General features: G+C 39.6%; 21 protein-coding genes and 1 pseudogene. 13 read left to right on the forward strand and 9 right to left on the reverse strand.

All coding sequences use genetic code 11. The features are described 5' to 3' along the window. Window positions 1-52 precede the first annotated feature (52 nt). From KQI58_RS00640 to KQI58_RS00650, 3 genes are read left to right on the forward strand one after another with little or no spacing between them, the layout of a single operon-like run. Window positions 53-1,330 (forward strand): carbohydrate ABC transporter permease, encoded by a 1,278-nt coding sequence (locus KQI58_RS00640; RefSeq protein WP_216405558.1) that lies wholly within the window; start codon window positions 53-55, stop codon window positions 1,328-1,330. Between the two features lies 1 nt (window position 1,331). After that, window positions 1,332-2,189 carry a sugar ABC transporter permease gene (locus KQI58_RS00645; protein WP_216405560.1) on the forward strand — a complete coding sequence of 286 codons (858 nt, stop codon included), beginning with the start codon at window positions 1,332-1,334 and terminating at the stop codon, window positions 2,187-2,189. Between the two features lie 6 nt (window positions 2,190-2,195). Beyond that, entirely contained in the window at window positions 2,196-4,235 is a 2,040-nt protein-coding gene (locus KQI58_RS00650) for a beta-galactosidase (RefSeq protein ID WP_216405562.1), read from the forward strand. Between the two features lie 405 nt (window positions 4,236-4,640). On the opposite strand, the gene KQI58_RS00655 is transcribed toward KQI58_RS00650, so the two are convergent. Then, window positions 4,641-5,564, reverse strand: coding sequence for an oxidoreductase (locus KQI58_RS00655; protein WP_216405564.1), 924 nt, complete (start codon window positions 5,562-5,564; stop codon window positions 4,641-4,643). 122 nt (window positions 5,565-5,686) lie between these two features. Here KQI58_RS00655 and KQI58_RS00660 point away from each other — a divergent pair, with 122 nt between their 5' ends. Next, entirely contained in the window at window positions 5,687-6,223 is a 537-nt protein-coding gene (locus tag KQI58_RS00660; protein ID WP_253295707.1) for a TetR/AcrR family transcriptional regulator, read from the forward strand. 81 nt (window positions 6,224-6,304) lie between these two features. Here the strand turns inward: KQI58_RS00660 and KQI58_RS00665 are convergent, their stop codons facing one another. The 8 genes from KQI58_RS00665 to KQI58_RS00700 form a co-directional block, all read right to left on the reverse strand. After that, a complete protein-coding gene (locus KQI58_RS00665; protein ID WP_216405568.1) occupies window positions 6,305-6,751 on the reverse strand; it encodes a hypothetical protein in 447 nt (148 codons plus the stop codon). A 77-nt stretch (window positions 6,752-6,828) separates the two neighbouring features. Continuing rightward, window positions 6,829-7,626: a peptidoglycan amidohydrolase family protein gene (locus KQI58_RS00670; RefSeq protein ID WP_253295708.1), complete on the reverse strand. Its 798-nt coding sequence runs from the start codon at window positions 7,624-7,626 to the stop codon at window positions 6,829-6,831. A gap of 13 nt (window positions 7,627-7,639) precedes the next feature. Further along, window positions 7,640-8,071 (reverse strand): phage holin family protein, encoded by a 432-nt coding sequence (locus KQI58_RS00675; RefSeq protein WP_216405572.1) that lies wholly within the window; start codon window positions 8,069-8,071, stop codon window positions 7,640-7,642. 102 nt (window positions 8,072-8,173) lie between these two features. Next, the gene (locus tag KQI58_RS00680) at window positions 8,174-8,776 is read right to left on the reverse strand and encodes a hypothetical protein (protein ID WP_216405574.1); all 603 of its coding nucleotides are present in this window, start codon (window positions 8,774-8,776) and stop codon (window positions 8,174-8,176) included. A gap of 45 nt (window positions 8,777-8,821) precedes the next feature. Then, a complete protein-coding gene (locus KQI58_RS00685; RefSeq protein WP_216405576.1) occupies window positions 8,822-9,205 on the reverse strand; it encodes a hypothetical protein in 384 nt (127 codons plus the stop codon). Window positions 9,206-9,239: 34 nt separating this feature from the next. Further along, the gene (locus KQI58_RS00690) at window positions 9,240-9,476 is read right to left on the reverse strand and encodes a DUF2922 domain-containing protein (RefSeq protein WP_216405578.1); all 237 of its coding nucleotides are present in this window, start codon (window positions 9,474-9,476) and stop codon (window positions 9,240-9,242) included. Window positions 9,477-9,491: 15 nt separating this feature from the next. Then, entirely contained in the window at window positions 9,492-9,695 is a 204-nt protein-coding gene (locus KQI58_RS00695; protein WP_216405580.1) for a hypothetical protein, read from the reverse strand. A 394-nt stretch (window positions 9,696-10,089) separates the two neighbouring features. Then, window positions 10,090-10,809 carry a hypothetical protein gene (locus tag KQI58_RS00700; protein WP_216405582.1) on the reverse strand — a complete coding sequence of 240 codons (720 nt, stop codon included), beginning with the start codon at window positions 10,807-10,809 and terminating at the stop codon, window positions 10,090-10,092. A 564-nt stretch (window positions 10,810-11,373) separates the two neighbouring features. On the opposite strand from KQI58_RS00700, the gene KQI58_RS00705 reads away from it, so the two are divergent. The 9 genes and pseudogenes from KQI58_RS00705 to KQI58_RS23100 all read left to right on the forward strand — a co-directional run. Beyond that, a complete protein-coding gene (locus KQI58_RS00705; protein ID WP_216405584.1) occupies window positions 11,374-12,489 on the forward strand; it encodes a tyrosine-type recombinase/integrase in 1,116 nt (371 codons plus the stop codon). Between the two features lie 412 nt (window positions 12,490-12,901). Continuing rightward, window positions 12,902-13,318, forward strand: coding sequence for a DUF1149 family protein (locus tag KQI58_RS00710; protein ID WP_216405586.1), 417 nt, complete (start codon window positions 12,902-12,904; stop codon window positions 13,316-13,318). Further along, the gene (locus KQI58_RS00715; protein ID WP_437177483.1) at window positions 13,296-14,879 is read left to right on the forward strand and encodes a glucosaminidase domain-containing protein; all 1,584 of its coding nucleotides are present in this window, start codon (window positions 13,296-13,298) and stop codon (window positions 14,877-14,879) included. Before KQI58_RS00710 ends, KQI58_RS00715 begins: the two co-directional genes overlap by 23 nt. A 9-nt stretch (window positions 14,880-14,888) precedes the next feature. Continuing rightward, entirely contained in the window at window positions 14,889-15,491 is a 603-nt protein-coding gene (locus tag KQI58_RS00720) for a DivIVA domain-containing protein (RefSeq protein WP_216405588.1), read from the forward strand. 13 nt (window positions 15,492-15,504) lie between these two features. After that, window positions 15,505-16,224 carry a DivIVA domain-containing protein gene (locus KQI58_RS00725; RefSeq protein ID WP_216405590.1) on the forward strand — a complete coding sequence of 240 codons (720 nt, stop codon included), beginning with the start codon at window positions 15,505-15,507 and terminating at the stop codon, window positions 16,222-16,224. A 10-nt stretch (window positions 16,225-16,234) separates the two neighbouring features. Continuing rightward, a complete protein-coding gene (locus KQI58_RS00730; protein ID WP_216405592.1) occupies window positions 16,235-16,525 on the forward strand; it encodes a hypothetical protein in 291 nt (96 codons plus the stop codon). A gap of 43 nt (window positions 16,526-16,568) precedes the next feature. Then, window positions 16,569-18,215, forward strand: coding sequence for a hypothetical protein (locus tag KQI58_RS00735; RefSeq protein ID WP_216405594.1), 1,647 nt, complete (start codon window positions 16,569-16,571; stop codon window positions 18,213-18,215). A gap of 69 nt (window positions 18,216-18,284) precedes the next feature. After that, a complete protein-coding gene (locus tag KQI58_RS00740) occupies window positions 18,285-22,922 on the forward strand; it encodes a MucBP domain-containing protein (protein ID WP_253295710.1) in 4,638 nt (1,545 codons plus the stop codon). An 11-nt stretch (window positions 22,923-22,933) separates the two neighbouring features. Continuing rightward, window positions 22,934-23,014, forward strand: a pseudogene (locus KQI58_RS23100) (hypothetical protein); the annotation flags it as partial. Window positions 23,015-23,084 lie beyond the last annotated feature (70 nt).

The raw sequence follows: 23,084 nt of genomic DNA on the forward strand, positions 1-23,084 counted from the left end.
TCCATTCCTTTGTCACTAGATCTGGATACACATACGAAAGGACGACAAGCATATGGAAGGGACATCACTTTCAACCACTCGAGGAAAAAAGGCGGCGCTACTTTCACTGCTGCCGGGCATGGGTCAATTTTTCAACAAACAGTATGCCAAAGGTGCGCTTTTTCTCTTTTTCTTCATCATGTATTTATTCGTTTTTAAAGACTTATTTAATATGGGAATCTGGGGACTGCTGACATTAGGTACAGAAGTTCCGCGAGACAACTCTATTTTTCTTTTAGCAGAAGGCTTAGTTGCATTAATTGTGATTGCTTTTGGTCTTCTTTTTTATTACTTAAATCTGCGTGATGCATACAAAAATGGTGAAAAAATCAGTATGGGTCATAAGCCGAATGGGATTAGAGAATCCTACCACGCACTATTAGCAGAAGGGTATCCGTATCTAATCAGCAGTCCAGCTTTTATTTTATTAGTTTTCTCAGTCATCTTTCCAATCTTGTTTAGTCTTACTTTAGCTTTTACAAATTACGATTTGTATCACTCAGCACCTGCAAACTTGGCAGACTGGGTAGGGTTAGAAACGTTTAAAAAAATATTTACAGTTGATATTTGGCGTGACACCTTCTTTGGGGTTCTTGGTTGGACGGCCGTCTGGACCTTGATCGCTTCAACCTTGCAGGTGTCAATCGGAGTCTTTTTAGCGATTGTGGTTCATCAAAAAGAACTAAAATTCAAACGATTTTTCCGCACGATTTTAATTCTGCCTTGGGCAGTTCCGGGTTTTGTTACTATACTTATTTTTGCAGGTTTATTTAATGATAGCTTTGGAGCGGTTAATAATGTAATTCTGGATTTTTTCCGAATTTCACCAATCCCATGGCTAAATGATGCAAACTGGACACGTTTAGCATTGCTGCTTATTCAAGGGTGGCTGGGCTTTCCATATATTTTTATCGTGACAACGGGAAACCTACAATCAATTCCAGATGACTTGTATGAAGCCGCAACGATTGATGGCGCTTCGGCTTTTCAAAAATTCAAAAATATTACTTTGCCACTTGTACTGTACGCGATGGCGCCTATCATCATCACGCAATATACCTTTAATTTTAATAACTTTAATATCATTTACTTGTTTAATGCGGGTGGACCGGCCATTCCTGATTCAACAGCAGGTGGTACTGATATTTTAGTTTCTTGGATCTATAAGCTAACTATGCAAAACAGTCAATATGCACTAGCTGCAGCATTAACCATTCTGTTATCGATTTTTGTCATTACCATCGCTATTTGGCAATTCCGACGTACCAATTCGTTTAAGGAGGAGGTATAACATGAAGACTACTTCTAGTATAAAAAGCCAACGTAGAATTCGGATGCTACTTACCTACCTTCTTTTAATTTTTATGGTCGTAGTTATTATTTATCCCTTGATGTGGACTGTAGGTGCGAGCTTCAATCCAGGGAATAGCTTGGTTTCTACCAGCATTATTCCAGAAAATCCAACCTTTTCGCATTATCAGCAGCTGTTTGCGGGAGAAGGCACGCTTTTATATAAGCAATGGTACTTCAATTCGATAAAAATCAGTTTATTTACCATGGTACTTTCTTTAGTCTCTGTTTCTTTTACTGCTTATGCTTTTTCACGTTTTCGCTTTACTGGTCGAAAAAATGGGTTGGTATTATTCTTACTACTCCAAATGATTCCGCAATTTTCAGCGTTAATTGCTATCTTTGTGCTCGCACAAATGTTAGGAATGATAAACAGTCACTGGTTATTAATCTTGATTTACGTAGGCGGTCAAATTCCAATGAACACCTATTTAATGAAAGGATATCTAGATTCTATCCCACTTGATTTGGATGAAAGTGCCAAACTAGACGGGGCTAGTAATACGCGAATTTTTCTTCAGATTTTAATGCCGTTAGCGCGACCAATGTTGGCTGTTGTTGCTATGAATGGTTTTACTGGACCATTAGGCGATTTCGCATTGTCCTCAGTTCTACTACGTAACCCTGAATATTATACTTTACCAATTGGACTCTACAAATTAGTCACAGACAAAATGGGCGCAAGCTATACCACCTTTGCGGCAGGAGCAATTCTAATTAGTATTCCGATTGCTGTTGTCTTCATAATTTTGCAAAAACATTTTGTTTCAGGCTTAACTGCTGGAGGAACGAAAGGATAACAATTTATGACTAATTACTTAAAAGAACCACGTTTACTACATGGAGGCGACTATAATCCCGATCAATGGTTAGATTATCCCGATATTTTAGCCAAAGACTTGGAATTAATGAAAGAGTCTCATACAAACACCTTCTCATTAGGGATTTTTGCTTGGAGCGCTTTGGAGCCTACAGAAGGGGATTTTCACTTTGAATGGCTGGATAAGATTATGGATGATCTCCATCAACAAGGCTGCCGTATAATCCTGGCTACTCCAAGCGGCGCAAGACCTGCATGGATGTCTCAAAAATACCCAGAAGTACTGCGAACGAATGCTGCTCGTCAGAAAATGCTGCATGGGGGACGTCACAACCATTGTTTCTCTTCTCCTATTTATCGGGAGAAAGTTGCAATCATCAACAAGAAATTAGCCGAACGTTACGGAGAGCATCCAGCTCTATTGATGTGGCATATTTCAAATGAATACGGCGGGGACTGCCATTGTGAGTATTGCCAAGAGAACTTTAGAAGTTGGCTACAAAAAAAATACGGCAACCTGAAGGCGCTCAACGATGCATGGTGGGGATCTTTTTGGAGTCATGCCTTTAGTGAATGGAGTCAGATTGCTTCCCCATCTCCGCTTGGAGAGACTGCTGTTCACGGTATGAATCTAGATTGGCGTAGATTTGTAACTGATCAAACCATTGATTTCTTTGAACATGAAATTAGTGATATTCGTAAACTGACACCTGATATCCCTATCACCACTAATTTTATGGCAGATACGATGGATTTGATTCCTTTTCAGGCATTGGATTATGAAAAATTTGCGAAGCATGTAGATATTCTAAGCTGGGATTGCTATCCAGCATGGCACAATGACTGGGAATTGACTGATGATTTAGCCAGTAAAGTTGGTTTTATTGATGATCTGTACCGCAGCTTGAAACAGCAGCCATTCCTTATAATGGAATCAACACCAAGCGGGGTCAATTGGCATCCAGTCAATAAAACCAAAAGACCAGGAGTACATTTGCTTTCTTCCATGCAGCATATTGCGCACGGGTCTGATAGCAATCTCTACTTTCAATGGCGCAAATCACGAGGCTCATCAGAAAAATTTCATGGTGCTGTCGTTAACCACGACAACACTTCAGACAACCGTGTCTTTCAGGAAGTCCGTGAGGTTGGAAACGCAATGGAAAAAATTCAAGCTGTTAAAGGGAGCTATAAAGATGCCAAAGTAGCGATTCTATATGATTGGGATAATAGTTGGGCTCTGGATGATGCACAAGGGTTTGCTCAAAAAACGAAACGTTATTCACAGACCTGTCAGGAGCATTATCGTTATTTCTGGAATCATGACATTCCAGTTGAAGTCGTTACTCCTAATGCGAACCTAAGTAAATATGATTTAGTTGTGGCTCCTATGCTTTATCTCATTACCGAAAAAAGTATCCAGTACCTTTCAGATTATGTGCAGGCAGGAGGGCATTTAGTCAGCACCTACATGACCGGTATCGTAAATGAAAACGACCTAGTTTATCTGAATGGCTGGCCTGATAAGCTACAGGAAATCTTTGGGATTGAAATTGAAGAAACCGATACCTATTATCCGTCTGATAAAAATACCCTTGTTTTCGATAATCGCTCCTTTACAGTAAAGGATTACGCTTCGCTAATAAAACGCGGAAATGCTCGCGCACTTGCCTATTACCAAGAAGATTTTTACGCTGGGCGAGCGGCGATTACTGTCAATCATTATGGTAAAGGCGAAGCCTACTTTATTGCACCACGAACCGACGCTGATTTTTTAGAAGCATTTTATCAAGAATTAGTAAGTAAATATGACCTTAGCAATTCGTTCGTACTTGTGGGAGATCCGAGTGTCTCAGTTCAATCACGAGATAGAAATGGACAACCAACTTTTTTTGTTATGAATTTCTCAGAAACAACGAAAACTATTCAAGTAAGAAATGAAACAGTTGATTTACTTACCGATAAGCCGATTGGAAAAGAAATTCATTTGTCTCCCTACGAAGTACTTGTTTTGGAGGTTAAGTGACATTCACACAGATAACCAGGATGAAAAGGTACATTTGAAAGCAGACTTGCTCCCCATGAACAAAAAACTACTCTTCTAAAATCGAAGAGTAGTTTTTTTATCGAGTAAGAATTGCTGTCAGGTTATAACCAGCTCTAATAATGCTTAGAGAAAACGAATCACGTTAGCTGAACAAATGGTCTGAAAGGATTTGCACGGTTAAAAATGACATTACCTCCAATTTTGTTGAACTAAAAATATTGGTAATTGAAAGAGGCTCCCTGAATTTGACAAAGTAGATTGACTTGAACTGTCCACTTTTGTTGTCTTAAGTTGATACTTACCAAAGATGGGACAGATAAAAAAACTCGTTCGAAAATAATGGATAATTATCATTTTTTTGAAATGGCAGTGAGCCAATTTACTTTATTTAAAATCAACATGAACCAATTTGCATGATACATCCCATAATTTTGCGGAGACCGCGGCATTTAAAGCCTGTTTTGCCGGTTTGATCAGCTTAGGATAGCCATATATTTCCATCATTCTTGTTGGACCATAAAAGTCACCACTTTTTACTTCTGGGGATGTCGCTGCAAGTAAGGAAGCTCTGGCTCCTTGACTGGGTGTTTGCAGGGTATGATAAATTAACCTCGTATAGAGATTTTTGCCAGGACCATTATCCATTAAATCTGTCGCAACGCCACCAGGATGAACACCGATGCTAGAAATTCCCCAATTTGAGGCAATGCTACGCTTATGAAGTTCAAGAGCAAACATTAGACAAGCCAATTTTGATTGCGAATAAGCGACATTCGGATCGTAGTTCTGTTCTAATTGCAAATCATCAAAATGAATTTTTCCAGAACGGTGAGCCATGCTGCTAACCGTTACGACACGAGCATTTGATGTTTTACGAAGAAGAGGAAGCAGCTGAGCGGTTAATGCAAAATGACCTAGATAATTTGTTCCAAGCTGTAGTTCAAAGTTATCCTTTGTTACCCTCCGCTCAGGTGTTGCCATCACGCCCGCATTGTTTATTAGAATATCCAATCTATCAAATGTTGATTGTATAATTTTCCCGAAATTTTCTATTGAGGCTAGATCAGCAAGATCTAGTTTTTGAAAGTTAATTGTTGCATGAGGATACTCATTTTTGATTGATTGAACTGCTTTCGCTCCTTTATTGGCATTGCGTCCGGCGATGATGACGTTCGCCCCTGCGCCAGCCAAAGATATTGCTGCTTCATAACCTAATCCTCCGGTACCAGTAATAATGACATTTTTACCAACCTGAGAGCCCAGTTCTTTTTCTGTCCATCTTTTTTTACTATTTCGATTTTCATTCATACTTATCGTTTCCCTTCTTTTTGACGTTACGATTGAAACGTCTTGGTGATTGCAGTATAGTAATCTAAATAAGATGTTTCAAGGGCAAAAGCATGAAACGTTACAGATTGGGGGATATTGTAATGGCAAACAAGCTGAATAGTTATAGAAATGCAATCACAAAGGAAAGTATCTTCATTGCGCTGATGCTTTTAATGAAGAAAAAAGAGTTTCATAAAATCTCAATTACAGAGGTAACGACAAAAGCGGGCGTCTCCAGAATGGCGTTTTATAGGAATTACGAGGTATTAGAAGATGTTATAACGGATTATTTAGATACCTTTTTTGCGAAGTATGAAAAAAAAGTATCTGATATCGGATTAAACAATACCTATGACATCGTTTTAATGTTCTTTTCAAGTTTTAAAACAGAAAAGACGCTTATGATGAACTTGATAGACTCCAATTTGTCTTATTTGCTTCTCGATAAGAGTAATTCATTTTTAGAAGAGATATGCAAAGAATTCGTCTGTGATAAATTTTATTCTCCCGAAAAAGAAAAATATACAATCAAATTCTTATGTGGTGGTTTCTTTAACATGTTAGTAGAGTGGGTATTAAGCGACTTCAAAGAGGATGAAGCATATATGGCAGAGTTGTTTTGTGAGTATTGTAAGTGAAGGGTTAACAAAAAAACACTCAAAATGGCTGTGATACAGCGGCCTTCCATCTTGAGTGTTTTGTAATGAACCAATATGAAATCAATGAAATTTATCAATTACTTCCTTTATATCCGTACGGATTCGTCTCGTCTTGATAATCTTTCTTCCCTGATTTGTTACACTGCTAAGAGCGAATTTCACAACTTCTTGATATAAACATTCCTTCGAGCAGCAATGAATCGCTGTTTTCCATTCTTTTCGCTTAACCTTGATAAGGCCGTTTACACTATTCATATTGTTTGGATGATAGCTATAAACGTAATCCCCAAGATCTTCGATAAAAAGTTTGTCACAACCAGGACAAAGGTGCCATTTCCTTTCTTTGTAATTACTTGGTACGATATGTTTTTCTTTGATCCGAAGACGTCGGATGGGGTAATGGCTTTTTGTAGGAAAATAGTTGTTCGAATAAAGTAATCGTTCGATAGCTTGGCGTTCATAAAAAGAATGGTATTTTGGTGCGAGCAACGTTCTAGTTTGGATCAAACTTCTCCCTCATTTCTATAATAACTGTATAAATAGCACACCCATGAACACAAAATCATGGGTGTTTCATAAAAAAATCATAGCGCCCCTTTATTCAATCGAACCTGTAGGGCTTTTACACAATCGGATTCTGGACTGATTACGCCATCCGTGATCGTTCCCATTTTTTTCTGCAAGGCAAGACAGGTGATAGGGCCAAAATTCCCATCTGAAGGCACACGTAATAAGGCTTGGAGTGCGCGAATCACCTCTGAGCCGCCATGACCAAACTGAGCAGAAGGAATGAATTGATTAGAACGGTTCTTAATCTGACCACTGATGATCCCGTCTTTGATCCGGCATTTCAAGATTTCCTGTAATCGTCTTGTGGTGGCCTGACCCCAAGAACCATCGATTGCTAGGATTCGCTGCTGCCCGCTGCTTTCAGCTGGACCACTGACACTGGTATTTTTCACCCGAAAAAAACGTACAGGTAATCCTGAGTAATCACCCATCCAGCCGATCGCTTTCGTCACTGCAATGTTTTGACAGCCTTTTGAATACGTACAATGCAGGGCATCGCCATTGATGTCGCTCAAAAACCAGCCGCAATGTCCAGCCGATCCTAGCGAGGCACCTTCATATCCAGCTACCCATAAGTCACCCCGACGAACGTCACTGCGATTGATTTCCTTCAATAAAGTTCCGTTTAATCTAAAGAGTGTTTCCGTGTTGCCGATAAAAGCATTTTTCTGCAAAAAACCAGCGGCAATCAGTGAACGAAATACGAAGCTGGAGCAATCCATCGAATAAGCACCAAGTCGGTTCGACATGGAGTAGCAGATTTTCCCTCGTAAAGCCAACCCGTATTGCAAAGCTGTTTCCGTGTTAGGCAATGAGCATTCCTCCTTACTGAACATTATTTTCTTGATCGTCTTTATCAGGGTAGTCGTCGACTTTGCGTTCAAAGATTTGCAGCCACTTTTGTAGCCAGCTAATCTTCAGACCAAAGTCGTGAGCATTTTCCAAAATAGAACCGATCTCATAAATGATCAACAACACGGTCCAGATCAGTGCGACATTGATAGGTAAGGTGATGCCGACAATTGGGGCGAGCTTGTCCAAGGCAGCGGCACAAATGATGGTTGAAAAGGTAATGAATTTGGTAAATAGACCATAAAGATTAATGGAGGACACCCATGTATGACTTTTCAGTGCTTTGCCATAGCCAGTTAGAAGGTCTAAGCCTGTCATGGTCAAAAAGATGCCCATGATCGGGACACTTCCACCGAAGAGATAATCAATAAGGGCTCCTCCAGCTGTAAATACGAAAAGAATCATTTAAACTACCTGCTCTTTCTTCAAATACACCCCTAGGATCGTGATCGTAGGGGGTGCTAGTTCTTCCTACGCATGATTAACAGGATTTAGTTGTGAAAAAGCTTATTCTCGTTGATTGCTGGCAGGGTCTTCTTTGTTTTTACCCCTTCTTCTACGAATCCAGAGCAGTAGCCGGTTGTCTTCTTTTACTTTTTCTACTGGTGGAAGGGAATCAGAAATTGGAGTTGACGACCGATCTTGCGTTTTACAAACAATTTGGCTTTGGTCTTTTAGTGACGCTTTTTCTACCTTAATAGAATAATCTGAGTGTTCTCCTGTTTTAACATGGTTCAATTGCTCAGAATAGTTCCCCTGCCCCGAAAGTATTTCCTTATTCATCATGTTGAATGGAATGGTCTTCGGTAGCTCCTCTAGTACTTCAAAACAATGAACCTCTTCACAGCTAGGTTCATTTGATTGACCTGTTTCAGATGAACAGTCGTGTTCCGGATCAAAGATTAGCCTTTCTCGATGGGTCAAGACTTTGATTTTTTCAACAGAATCAAATAGTTTTACGCCATTTTGTTCAAAAATGTCTAGTGTCGTTAATAGTTCGCAAGCTTCTTTGATTTCTGGTGTCGATATGCTAGAATCTAATTCCTTGTAGGTCCACTCATGCGTTCCACCATTACTTTTTCCAAAGGTTACTACTAAATCCTGGATCATGTTTGTGATTCCTTTCTAATTATTTTCTGCGCAGGAAAGTATAAATCAAGGTTCGGTTGTTTCTTCAGGTCGGACAGGTGACAGTAAGGAACGTACAACAGATTGCACCTTCTCGCTAAAGTTTCTCAATGGAAAGATTCTTGCATGCAATCGTTTCCACTCAGATTCCATGAAATAGTCTTGAAAGTAGTAGAAAAATCGTTTCATGGTACGCGTTGCCTTCGTGTTCAGGAATAGATAGCGAACAAGGTCTTGTAAAATATGAGCGAACTCTTGCGCACCTAGCTGACACCTCACGCGTAAAGCTAAGATATATTTGATCGTTAAACTGCTGTTTTGGGTTTCTTGATAATACTCGATGATCCGTTTTTCTAATGTTTTTGGCTTTAAGGTAAAGATCTGCTGGTATGACAAGAGTTGCTCTTTCATTGTTATCCTCCTTTATAAGGGGAGCGCATTAAATTTACTGCTGCTCCGGATTACTTGCATCAAAGATAATGGTTTCGGTGGTTTCTACATATTTGGCACTTTCGACAGTGGTGAATAAATCCGTTCCATCTTTGTGGAATAGTCTTATACGAGTGAAACGTTCTAATAGACTTTTAACTTCAGTATCTGATTTCGTCGGATCTGGGTCATTGAAACTCCAGGTATGATTTTTGCCAAAACTGTTTTTAAAAACTGCAACGATTTTTAGCATCTATATTTCTCCCTTCTATTTGGTGTAACGTGATTGGCTAGTGAGAATCACACCGTCTAAAGTACTATCTTTGGGGGATAATTGTGTCAAGATATCTCCCAATTCTAAAACATCTTCTTCGGCTGGCTCATCAATCACATTAGGGAAAGTGATTTTCTTAGGTTTCTCATTACCTGAGTCAATCTGAACCTGCAATTTGTTGCCAATTTTTTGAATCATTCGTTAACGCCTCCATGTTTTTATTTTTTCTTCCGGCCGGTAATTAAAAGATAACGAATTTTTCATAGAAGAGCGAATGGCAAAATAGCTATTACCCCCCCCAATTTAATCGTTTTAGAAGCTGTAACCCGCATTACTTCGTTGAAAACATGCGAAATTGAGGGGTGAGTGTGCAATTTTGCTATTTGATGAAAAAATGTATCTGTGATATAATAAAAAGTTAATTCAAAAAACAGAAATAAAACACTCATAATTAAGTGATTTTTGAGGACCGACTAATCCAACTAAAGTCAAATGAGAAACAGTATAGTAGGAGATTTTTTCACCTATTGCAAGCAAAAATAAAGCGCTATTCACTTCTCTGACAAAGTGAATAGCGCTTTTGTATTTTGTATTAGATCCAATGTATGTTGTGAATGTCGTAAGGATCATAAATCAATGATTCACAATGATGGAGAGAATAGGTAATCTGATAAAGCCGATTAATTTCACCAATTGCAGTAGGGAACTCTTTTAGATAAATCCGTTTGCTCAAGGTTTTCGCAAACGAGGTATTTGGGAAAAACAAGAAATCTAATGGAACTTCTCCTCGAATAACGTAGTGAAAAATACCTCGTCGAATGGTCGCTAAAGCTAAGCAGGCAATTTCTGCTCGTCTCATGAAAGGCTGCTTTTGAATAGGAAGAACTAGGTATAGGCCATTCGTCATTTGTACATAGGGGGTTTCTTCATGATTAAAAACCTTCGCAATTTTTAGGGGATTGATCCAGATTGTATGGTCCGTGCCTTCTAAGGGAAAAAGAGTAAAGTAAGGACAGACCCATGGCATTTTATATTTACCAAAATGACCAAGTTTTTTTAAGCAACTGGCTAAGACGTGATAATCTGAAAAAGAATGAAAAGCGGTGAGATCTTGCAACATTTTTAACGCATTGGTGTCACTAAAAAAGACATCTTCCTCTGTGAAAATTAAGATTCCTGATTTTTCCCCAGGCGATGAAAGGATACACAGTATTTCGTGATTACTAGAGGGATCGAAAAGAGTGGCTTTTGATAAATAATCCTCCCACAATGGTGACCAAAGTTTGTCGTCTAAATACTCAAAATTGTCCATAAGAATCCTCCTCAACAAAAAATGAATAGTTTGTTTCCATTAAAAATATAACTCAAGGAGAAAGTAAAGGTAAATATAAGTTTTTAGAATTAAATAAAAAAGAACGTAAAAATAGGAATATAGAGTATTTAAGTAAGTGGGTAAGGGGAATGTGAAAAATAAGAAGAGCGAATTTTTTGAGAGGAAAATTTCGTGTGCAGTTTATAAATGAAAAATATATTTGTAATAAATGCGGGTGATGATAAGATATTTATCGGGTAGTATATGGATTTACTAAATAGTGGTTATTATATTTATTACTTGGTCTTACAAAAAACTAGAAAAAAAAGAAAAGAAAAAATCGTTTTTTGTGACTTGTTAATGTTTTGTGAATTATTTTGTAATGCTATTATAAAATATCTATTATTAATAATCAATACAAATCATAAAAAAACACTATTTTTTGAAACGATAGAAAATAACTAAGTTAATCATCATTTAATTCTAGTTTGTTCTTTAGTGACTATTAAGAATGTATAAAAAAATGAACCGTCTGATAAGCCGTCAATTAGGAGGAATGAAAATATGCGCAAAGGTGAAAATATATATTTACGAAAAGATGGTCGTTGGGAAGGGAGGTATCCTAAAGGTAGAAAATTAAATGGCAGACTAAAATATGGCTATATCTATGGAAAGAGTTATACAGAAGTTCGACAAAAGTTGTATCCATTAAAAATTCAATATCAATCACTGCAACAGGTAAAGGGAGTCTCGGCAGATACATTTGAAGAATGGACGATGGAATGGCTTAATGAGATTCAAGAGGAAGTAAAACCTTCTACATTTGCCAGTTATTATTATAAAATCACTAAATATATTCTACCTGTACTCAAAGATATTCCCTTAAACGAATTAACTATAGAAAACGGAAAAATATTGCTTCGTTATCTTCAAAAAATGCTCTCTCAATCAACAGTTCAAGTTGTTTTCCGCATTCTCAATAAATGCCTGAATTATGCGAAAAAGCTTGGGAAGTTGGTTTCAAATCCAATTTCTGAACTGCAACTACCTAAATCAAAACGCAGAAAAGTCAGGGCTTTGACTGTTTCAGAACAAAAACGGATGATGCGGGCTGCGTCTCAAGAGAAAAAAGGGAGAGGGATTCCAACGCTCTTATCTCTACACTCTGGAATGCGAATTGGTGAGATCGCTGCTTTAAAATGGTCAGACATTGATTTCGAAGCAGATCTCATTCATGTACACCACACCTATCAGCGTGTAGGAACAACTGAATTGAAACAAAAAACACAATTAATTTTAGCTGATTCAAAAACAGAGGCATCTGTAAGAGTAATCCCATTAAGCCCTACACTAAAAGCCTTATTAAAGCAACATCAGAAGAAGTCAAAAGGGAGTTTTGTTTTTTCAACAAATGGTCAACCTTGTGAGCCACGTTTGCTTACTTATCATTTCCATAAAATTCGTGAAAGGGCAGGCTTAACAGAGATACATTTTCATCAACTCCGCCATACTTTTGCGACACGATGTTTGGAAGTAAAGAAAGACATTCCATCAGTTAGTGCACTTTTAGGACATGCTTCGACACAAATGACGTTGGATACTTATGTAGATGCTATGTTAGATCAACGTTTTTCTGTCATATATAAAATGGATGACTATTTTGGTGCAGGAATAATATAATTTTTTCAAAAAAAAAAATGAACATTCAAATTTTGGTGTATTTCTTTTTCGAAATACGAGTAAGCGCTTACTGTAAGTGGTGGGCTTAAAGAAATAACCTTGGATTGTTCATATCTTTAATTTGAGTTAAAAAAAAAGAATCTGTTATGTTAAAAAAATTGATAACCCGTCAATCATCGTCAACAAAGCACTAAAAACCTTTTATATAAAGGTTTTTAGTGCTTTTCTAGTTTTTTGTAAGACCAAGATTGATTCACCCCAAATTATTACTAAGAATCACTTTTTTATCGAGTGGTTAATGTGACAGGAATTATTACTACAGGAAACATAGTTTATAACTAACAAACAAATTTTCAAAAATAGTTGATAAGACTGTTTAGATAGCTACTACTTAAAAATAACGGAGGTCCACATGAACATCGAACGTTATAAACCTAAAGTGAATTCGTTTCATTATGATACGAAAGAAGATTATGAGGAATATGAAACCGCCTTTAAAATTCATATCACCCCTTTAAGGATAGCGTATCCTGCCGATCAGGACAATAGTTGTACACTTGGGATTCGTCTAGATTTCACAATGATTTTTGAAGAATTTGTCATATCCGGCAGTTTGGGGCAGGTTAATCTTTTTAAAGATCGCCGAATTGAATCTCAGGAGGATCTGACGCAGGAAGAGTTGGATGAGTTAATGAGGCCGCTCTTTCTTTTAGTAAAACGATTGACCTACGAAGTAAGTGAGATTGCGTTAGATGAACCGGGAGTTACGATTCAATTCGATCAGGTAAATCAACAGGCAATAGAAAATGTCAATGGAGAAGAAGGGTGAGTGTGATTTGGTGAAGAAGCATTATTATCAAAAGCAGGTAAAAACAATCTATCGTTCCAAAAGGAATCAACCACAGCTTGTGAAGTCAGGAGTAAAAGGTGCGACCACCTTGATTGGGTCAGCCTCTATCCTATTAAATAGTGCACCAGTAGTATTTGGTGCAGAAGAAGTTGGCGCGAGTGAAGGGACAGAACCAGTTATTGAACAACTACAAACAGCAAGTGAAGGAACAGAACAAGCGCTGACAGAAAACTCAACAGTGCCAGAAGAACCGATTGATCCAGTAAACCCAGTGGAACCAGAAGAACCGACTGATCCAGTAAAGCCAGTGGAACCAGAAGAACCGACTGATCCAGTGAAACCGGTTGAGCCAGAAGAACCGACAAATCCAGTGAAACCAGTAGAGCCAGAGAAACCGACTGATCCGGTGGAGCCAGTCAAGCCAACAAAACCAACCAAGCCAACGACTCCGACGAAACCGAAAACGCCTGAAACACCAACAGATTCGAGTACGAATAATGCAACTATGACTCCTTCAACAGACACTCCAATATCTGTTCAAACAAGCGCAGCACCTGTTGAGCAGCCAATTGTCAGTCAGGTAGAAACACAACCAATTGCTGAACTGGTTCCTTCAACAACAGAGGCAAGTGATGGTGCACTTCATTTTGAAAAGGATGAATCGGTAGAAAGCTTTATTAAGAAAATCAGAGAGCCTGCTCGAAAGATTGGGCAGAAGGAAGATTTATATGCTTCTGTGATGATCGCGCAAGCCATTTTAGAATCAGCGAGCGGAACAAGCCAGCTAGCGCAGGCGCCAAACTATAACTTGTTTGGAATCAAAGGCAGTCATAATGGAAAGAGCGCGACTTTTAATACACAGGAAGATCTAGGCAATGGAAATATGACGACCATTCAAGCTGAGTTTAGAGCCTACGAGAATTACGAAGAAAGCTTTGAAGATTATGCCAAATTGATGAAAGAAGGTCTATCAGGTAATAGCGAGTTTTACAACGGTACTTGGAAATCAAATACAGAAACCTATGAAGATGCAACGAAATTCTTGACCGGAAAATATGCGACAGATACTTCCTACAATCAAAAATTAAATGGATTGATCGAGACATACAATTTAACAGAATATGACAAAGAAAAAGCCGAAGCCGAAATCAGTGCACAAGGCTATGCCGTTCCAGTTGAGAACTATACGATTTCTAGTCCCTTTGGTGCAAGGGGGAGTGAGTTCCACCGTGGCTTAGATATGGCGGCCGCACAGGGAGAACCCATCTACGCCAGCAAAGCCGGAACAGTCAATGTCGCCGAATACCACTATTCTTGGGGAAATTATGTAGTGGTCGAACATGAAGAAGGGATGACTACACTCTACGCACATCAAGCACAATATGTGGTGAAAGCGGGCGATCAAGTGGAGCAAGGTCAAATTATCGGTTACGTAGGAAGTACAGGGAACAGTACCGGACCTCATTTACATTTTGAAGTTTGTCGTGACGCTTCATTGAGTCAATCCCAACTGATTGATCCATCATCGGTTCTGTTTTAGAGGTTCTGAATGAAGTTTAACGAAGAAGCTATTAAAAACACGACTTTCCCAAGTGGTGCAATGGGATACAAGAAGAAAGACGTTGATGATTTTCTAACCTATGTCGCCAAAGATTATGGTTCCTACCAACGACAATTGGAGAAAAGCAAGCAAGAAACAGCTGCAGTCGAAAAAGAAAAAGAAGACTTGATAAAAAAGCTTGAGGAACAAAAAACTGCAGAAAAGACAGCACTTGAAAAAATCAAACAGGAAAATCAAGCGCTGAAGCAGCAAATCGTCGCGATTCAGACCGAAAGTGTCTCGAATAATCTGAATGAAGATACCGCGTTGTCACTGGCGCAAAAGGTCGCATTACGAATCGAAAGGCAAGCAAAAGATGAGGCACAGGAAATTCTGAATAGTGCGGATCAGTACTATCAGGAACAATCAAGAAAACTGGAACAAAAACGCAAAGAAATCGGTTCAGAAGTGGTGACGAGCTTATCTGAATTGATTGGCAGTGAGCGGATGATCGTGGCGTCAATTGATACTGTTAAACAAGAGTATGTTCGATTGATGAATGTGATTCGAGAGAATTATGATGCCCTGACGGAAGAGACAACAAAAGAGTAGAGGAGGGAGAAAGATGCACTTTAATCCAAAGGATATCCGCGGATTGACGTTTCGTCGTCGGTTATTCGGCTATCGTGCGGGAGATGTCAAAGATTTCATGAGGCACGTTGTGGAAGATTATGAAGCCTATCAAGTCAAAGAGAGTGAGATCGTTGTTTATCAGCATGAGATAGAAGAACTACAGGAAAAGATCAAGAAACACCATACGAATGAGCAAGAGCTTAATAGGCGAATTGATCAGCTGAAAACAGAAAATCAACGATTGAAGGAGTTTGAAACAGAGCTCCAAGAGCTAGAGAAGATGAAAGAACTGGCTCAAAAGACAGCAGATACTGTGCAGGCAGAAGCGAAGCTCCTATTGGAGGAAGCCAAACAGCAAAAAGACAAGCTGATCCAAGAAGCAGAGGCTGCCAAGATGAACCACTTGCTCAATTTGCAGATTGAGTTAGGCGAGCTACTCAACGAACAGGATCACCTCAACACCCAGATCGCCAACAAGAAGATGGAGTACTTCGAACTAGAGCTCCAATACGAAGATTTACTCGCCACCAAGGAACGTGCAGCAAAAGAAGCGCAGGTATTGAAGTCCGAATTCTTAGCTTTACGTAGTAAGTTGATCCAGAAATATGCCGAGGGTCTCGATGAATTCATCGAAGAAAACCAATTATTGAATCAGCCAACGATTGAAGAGTCGTCGAAAGTCATGAAATTAACGTCTAAAAGGATCGGCTAGGAGGGGAAAAATGGATTTTGATTTTTTAAATAAAGTTTTCGATATCCTAGCCGAGCTTAAGATACGCCGTTACGTCTTCCCTTTGATGGTGATTATAACGACACTTAGCTATTTAAAAGTACGGCATGAACGTAAGAAGATTACCCGTGAAGAAGAAGACGCTATGATTGAAGCCACCTATGAAAAAGACGAGAACGGCCTTTATCCATGGGAGACGGATACGAACGATCATCCTGATCGTGTAGGGAAGAACAGTACACCATTACAGAAAAATTGGGGACCGAAAAGAGGTCAATGGTGAGAATTTTTGAAAGCAGAACAAGCATGTAAAAAGGGGAGTCTATGTGAAGGAAGTCAGCATTGCAAGAATAGTCAAACAACTGAAACAAGTGCCAATCGAAACGAAGCAAACGCATATATTTCTTTCCGTTTCTAACGGAAAAGAACGAGCAAAAGTCAAAAACGTTCGCGGAGAAACCCTAGAGCATAGTCTAGAGTGGCTAAAGGAGGAATTGTTAAAAACAGATGCGCCACACATTCGAGTGGATGCCGTTACACATATCGAGGAATACAGTTATGTGGAGTTGAACCATCGATTATCGTTGGTTCCGCGCAATAACTACTTTCGGACAGGAATCGCCTTTGATCGGAAGTTTCGGACGGCTTTTCTCGGGGAAGAGCTCATGGGCAGCGCCTTGATTCAACCATCGAAGAACCATAGAGTCGGCTTTAACAATCCAGAATTATCGCTCAATATGCCGAATCTGGAAAAATACATCCAGCGAAAATATCATTCACCATTGCGAGAAAAGCTGAAGCAGAAAACCTTCTACTTGTTTACCACGCAAGGGTTTTATTTTGAAGCAGATGAATGGATCAAGCTATCTACTAAACCGGATCAAGAAGGAATTCGCGGAACGAACTATGGATTGCTGCCAAAGCAGATTGATCATGCAATCGCTCATGGTGAAGATTTCTTGTTCCGTCAAATCAAAGATTCCGGTCAATTCATCTATGGTTACTATCCAACTTATGACTATGAGCTGACCGGATATAATTCTGTCCGACACTTTTCAAGTGTTTATGCGCTATTAGAAGCACAGGAATACTTAGGAAAAGAAGAAGAGCTGAAGCGTACGGAGCAAGCTCTTGACTGGGGAGTAGCGAATCTTTTATTTGAAAAAGATGGCGCGCAGTATGTACAGGAGCAAGCGCGTTCCGGTATTTCCATCAAGTTGGGGGCACAAGCCTTGGCGATCCTTGCGATGGCGAAGTTCCAGACGATTACTGGGAATGATAAGTATGAAGAAATCATCAATCAATTAATTCAAGGGATTGATGACCGTTTTGTCAACGAAGAAGGCGAAACCACTCATATCTTGAATGATCAGCTGGAAACGAAGAAGAAGTTCAACATCATCTATTACGATGGGGAAGCAGTTTTCAGTATTCTTCGAGGCTATGCCATTACTAAGAACGAACGGCACCTTCAATTAGCAAAAAAATTGTTTGACCTTTTCGTTGAAAAAAAATACGAACGTTACCACGATCATTGGTTGAGTTATGCCACCAATGAGATTCTCTTATACCTTAATGATAAAAAATATTACGAGTTCGGCTTGAAAAATGCCTTCGAGAATATGAATTTCATTGAGTTTCGCGATACTGCCTATCCAACTTTGTTGGAGCTATTGATGGCAGCCATCAAAATGACTGATAAGGTCAAAGAAACGAGCTATTTTAAACAAGGCGAGTTTACTCAATTTGTTTCAAAAATAGATTTTTGGCGTTTGCGACAGGTCGCCGCCAAACGTGCTGAAATCGAGATTGAAAAGGGGGTCATGTTTCCTGAAATGGCAATGTTTATGAAGTGTCCAGAAAAGATCGTGAATGGGTTCTACACTCGTCATGATAAGTTCCGGATGCGTATCGATGATCAAGAGCATTTTCTTAGCGGCTTGATTAATTTTTTTGACTATTTTTACAAATAGATCAATAAAAATCACTCATATTCATGGCAAAAAGAAACTTTTTGATAAAGAAAGAAGGGGTTATTACACATGAGCAATGGCAAAAAAATCATTTATCGGAAGGAACCGATAAAGAAGTACAAAATGCACAAAGTGAAAAAGCATTGGGTCGTTAAAGGCGGTGTCGCCGGCGCAATGATCGTCGGATCCGTCGGTGCACCAATGGTTCCACACTTAGCGCAAGCAGCAGAAACAGAAAATGTTGATCCAGGAGACGGTGAAGAAGTCAAAGCGAAGAGCTTGAATGAAGTTCAAGAAGAAACGCCAACCGTCGAAGCAACAACTGAGACTGCCGAACCAGAAACTACTGAAGAGTCAACTGAAAAGACAGAGACCACAGATGAAACAATAACGAATGAGACTTCAGAAAAATCATCTCGAGTTGTTGAAAACGAAGATGGCACGAAGACTTGGACTGCGAATGAGGATGAAGGAATCTCACTTTCTAATGTCTATCTTACTGATAACAATAACTCAAAGTGGGAAAATACTACATCGTCTTATGAGATTCAAAATGGAGTACATTTTACTTTAGTGATTGATAATACAGCAAGCCAACTTTCAGTGGGAGATATTATCAGTTTACCGATTAAAGCAATAGGCTCAGGTGGTGAAGATTACAATAACATCTTTCAAGCTGTTGGAGGTAATATCGAAGGTGTAGGTTCAATATCATACTCCATAGAAGACAGGTGTTTTTTGATAAAGATCACTTCTCGGATTGAAGGAGAAAAGAGAGCAGAAGTTAATTTAGCTGGAAAAAGTAGTGAGCAGTACCAATTTCAGAGAAAATATGACATTGAACAAGGTAAATTTGTTTATATACCATTTTCAGTATATATGAATGACCAAATTGTAGAAACTTATACCTCTACAGCAAGCCTTACAGCAAGCTATGGTCAAAGAGATATTTACAGTGGAGTCAGTGCCGAATCTAGTCGTATGAGAGTTCTCTCAGATTATTATTCAAGTAATCTCTTAAGTATAGCAGTTAATGGTGGAAAAGAAGCTCTACCTTCAAATGAAACTATTGTTCAAATTAACTCAGTTACTGTTGAATCAGAGTCAAGTGTGATTGATTATGCCGGCATGAGTTGGGACGATGTTGGAGAAGCGACATGGGACACGATTTATGTGCCTACATCGGATGGATCGGGGCAAGTTATTGCAACTAGTGGAAGTTCAAGATTAAACGAAGCTATACCTACTAAATTTGTAGAGGTCCCTGAAAATGCAACAGATGAAGAAATGACAGCGATTCTGAAGGCCGAATCTGAGAGATCATCTGAGTTTAGGGGGCTTGTTTACACTTCAAGAAAAAATGCCGATGGTACGTACACTTTTGCGCGAGCATTCAATAGTGGAAGTTCAGGGTACCGACTAATTGATAGTGCTGTGTATAAAGAAAGCGGCGCCAATTCACCAGTAGAATTTTTTGAAAATGAATATGGATTAACATATGACGATGCTGAATATATCGACTTGATTAACTATGTGTACAGTAATTATTGCATGGATTTAAGATGGATGCCAAAACTTGATTTTGCAGATGATAGTGTTGCTCATACTGTAAAAGTTAATTATAGCGATAATATGGGAAATCAAAGATTTGCTGAAGCGACAAGTACTCCGAATAAGATAGGTATCGAGGGACAAAGTTTAGTAAAAATCAATTATGTAGATTCATCAGGTAATGCAATCAAATCAGTAATAAATAAAGTTGGTTGGCCCGAAGAGACAACAACAATTACTGAGGAAGACTTGACTGTTAAAGGCTATACCTTAGATAAAGCAAAACTGCCTGCAGGTGCCAATGCTGATACAGGTGAAATGAATGTTACTTTCCCAGCTGAAGGTGAAACTACTGAGGTAACATATGTTTATACTGCAAACGAATCCACAGTAAATGTGAAATACATGTTGGATACAGATGGAGACGGTGTTGGTGACGAATCCATTAATGCAGGTGCTGATGACACCTCGTTGACTGGAAAATTTGGTCAGTTATACGTTTCACAAGCGAAAGACTATCGTGATAAAAATTACGTGCTTTCACAACGCCCATCAAACGCAGTAGCTCGTTATGATGAACCAACACCAGATGTTGTATACGTATATCAAGAAGTCGGATTCTTGATTGTTAACACAAATGCCTATGATGGAAATACCTCTGGATCTGAAACACGTTATGAAATCAATGATGATTTTACTAGTTTGAAAGATTTAGTCGTACCAACACCACCTGAAGGATACCATTATGTGGATGAAGATGGCAAAACATTAACTCCAGGAAGTGCAGTCCAACCGAAAAAGAAAAATCAGGATACGATTTGGACGCTAGAAACCAATCAAGCAAAAGTGATTTATCATTATGTGAATCAAAAAGGTGAAACAGTAGCTCCAGATAAGACAATTGAAACAATGGTTGGCCAAACTATTGAAGAACAGATTAATGTTGTAAATGGATGGTTATATGTAGAAAAGCATGAAAGTTCTGACTCAGACATGTTGGTGGATATTGATGGCACGTCTGAAATCACATATGTTTATAAAGAAATGGGTAGCTTTGTTTGGACAAATCCAAGTACAGGTGAAGAAGTGACGATTGTTTATCCAAACGATCCAAATGATCCTAGTAAGATGTTAGATCAGGATGATCCAGCCTTTCCAACAATTCCGAATGTACCAGGATACACTCCAACGGATAAAGACGGAAATGATTTGATATTAGTTGATCCGAGCGATCCATCAAAAGGACATAAAACACCTGAAGTTTCTGATCCAGGAGAAAATACAGAGATTAACTATGCCGGAAATGAAGCACAAGTCGTTTATCACTATGTTGATCAAGAAGGAAATAAAATTGCTGAAGACGTACCCGTTTCTGCAAAAGTCGGTAGTACGATTGCAGCTGACCAAGAAATCAACGTTGTTCAAGGATATCTGTATGTAGGGAAAGACGATGCTAATTCTGATGACGATATGATTGTGGATGTTGATGGCACATCTGAAATCACTTACGTCTACAAGGCAATGGGTGGATTTACATGGACAAATCCAGACACTGGTGAGGAAATTACCGTTATCTATCCGAATGATCCAAATGATCCAAGCAAAATGCTAGATCAAAATGATCCAGATTTCCCAACAATTCCGAATGTACCAGGATATACACCAACGGATAAAGATGGAAATGAATTGGAATTAGTTGATCCAGATGATCCATCAAAAGGGCACAAAGCACCTGAAGTAGCAGATCCTACTGAAGAAACTGAAATAAGATATAAAGAAGATGACGATTCAGACAGCGATAGCGATTCAGATAGCGACAGCGACTCCGATTCAGACAGCGACAGCGATTCAGATTCAGACAGCGATAGCGACTCGGATTCAGATAGCGACAGCGATTCAGACTCAGACAGCGATAGCGATTCGGACTCAGATAGCGATAGCGATTCAGATTCAGATAGCGACAGCGACTCCGATTCAGATAGTGATAGCGATTCAGACTCAGATAGCGACAGCGATTCAGATAGCGACAGCGACTCCGATTCAGACAGCGACAGCGATTCAGACTCAGACAGCGATAGCGATTCGGACTCAGATAGCGATAGCGACTCAGATTCAGATAGCGATAGCGATTCGGACTCAGATAGCGACAGCGACTCCGATTCAGACAGCGATAGCGACTCGGATTCAGATAGCGACAGCGACTCAGACTCAGATAGCGACAGCGATTCAGACTCAGACAGCGATAGCGATTCGGACTCAGATAGCGAAGCGATTCAGATTCAGACAGCGATAGCGACTCCGATTCAGACAGCGACAGCGATTCAGACTCAGACAGCGATAGCGATTCGGACTCAGATAGCGATAGCGATTCAGATTCAGACAGCGATAGCGACTCAGATTCAGATAGCGACAGCGATTCAGACTCAGATAGCGACAGCGATTCAGACTCAGACAGCGATAGCGATTCGGACTCAGATAGCGACAGCGATTCAGATTCAGACAGCGATAGCGACTCAGATTCAGATAGCGATAGCGATTCGGACTCAGATAGCGACAGCGACTCCGATTCAGACAGCGATAGCGACTCGGATTCAGATAGCGACAGCGACTCAGACTCAGATAGCGACAGCGACTCCGATTCAGATAGCGATAGCGATTCGGACTCAGATAGCGACAGCGATTCAGACTCAGATAGCGACAGCGACTCGGATTCAGACAGCGATAGCGATTCGGACTCAGATAGCGACAGCGACTCGGATTCAGACAGCGACTCCGATTCAGACAGCGATAGCGACTCGGACTCAGATAGCGACAGCGACTCCGATTCAGACAGCGATAGCGATTCGGACTCAGATAGCGACAGCGACTCCGATTCAGACAGCGATAGCGACTCGGATTCAGATAGCGACAGCGACTCCGATTCAGACAGCGATAGCGACTCAGACTCAGATAGCGATAGCGATTCGGACTCAGATAGCGATAGCGATTCAGACAGCGATAACGATTCAGACTCAGATAGCGATAGCGACTCAGACTCAGATAGCGACAGCGATTCAGATTCCGACAGCGATTCAGATTCCGACAGCGATTCTGATGGAACAAGTAAGAAAACCGCTAAAAAATTACCAAGTACAAACACAGATGATGATCAAGTAACGTATTCTGTTGCTGGATTAGGATTAGTTTCGATGGGATTAGCCTTCTATGGGGGATCAAAGAAGCGAAAAAAAGGAGATAACAAAGCCTAAATCGTTGTAGATTCCCATGTCAGTAAGAGGTCACGTTCTGTAATTTAAAGAGCGTGGCCTCTTTTCTAAG

Origin of the sequence: Enterococcus raffinosus (genome assembly GCF_018917525.1) — a bacterium.
In the GTDB taxonomy this organism is placed as follows: Bacteria; Bacillota; Bacilli; order Lactobacillales; family Enterococcaceae; genus Enterococcus_A; species Enterococcus_A raffinosus_A.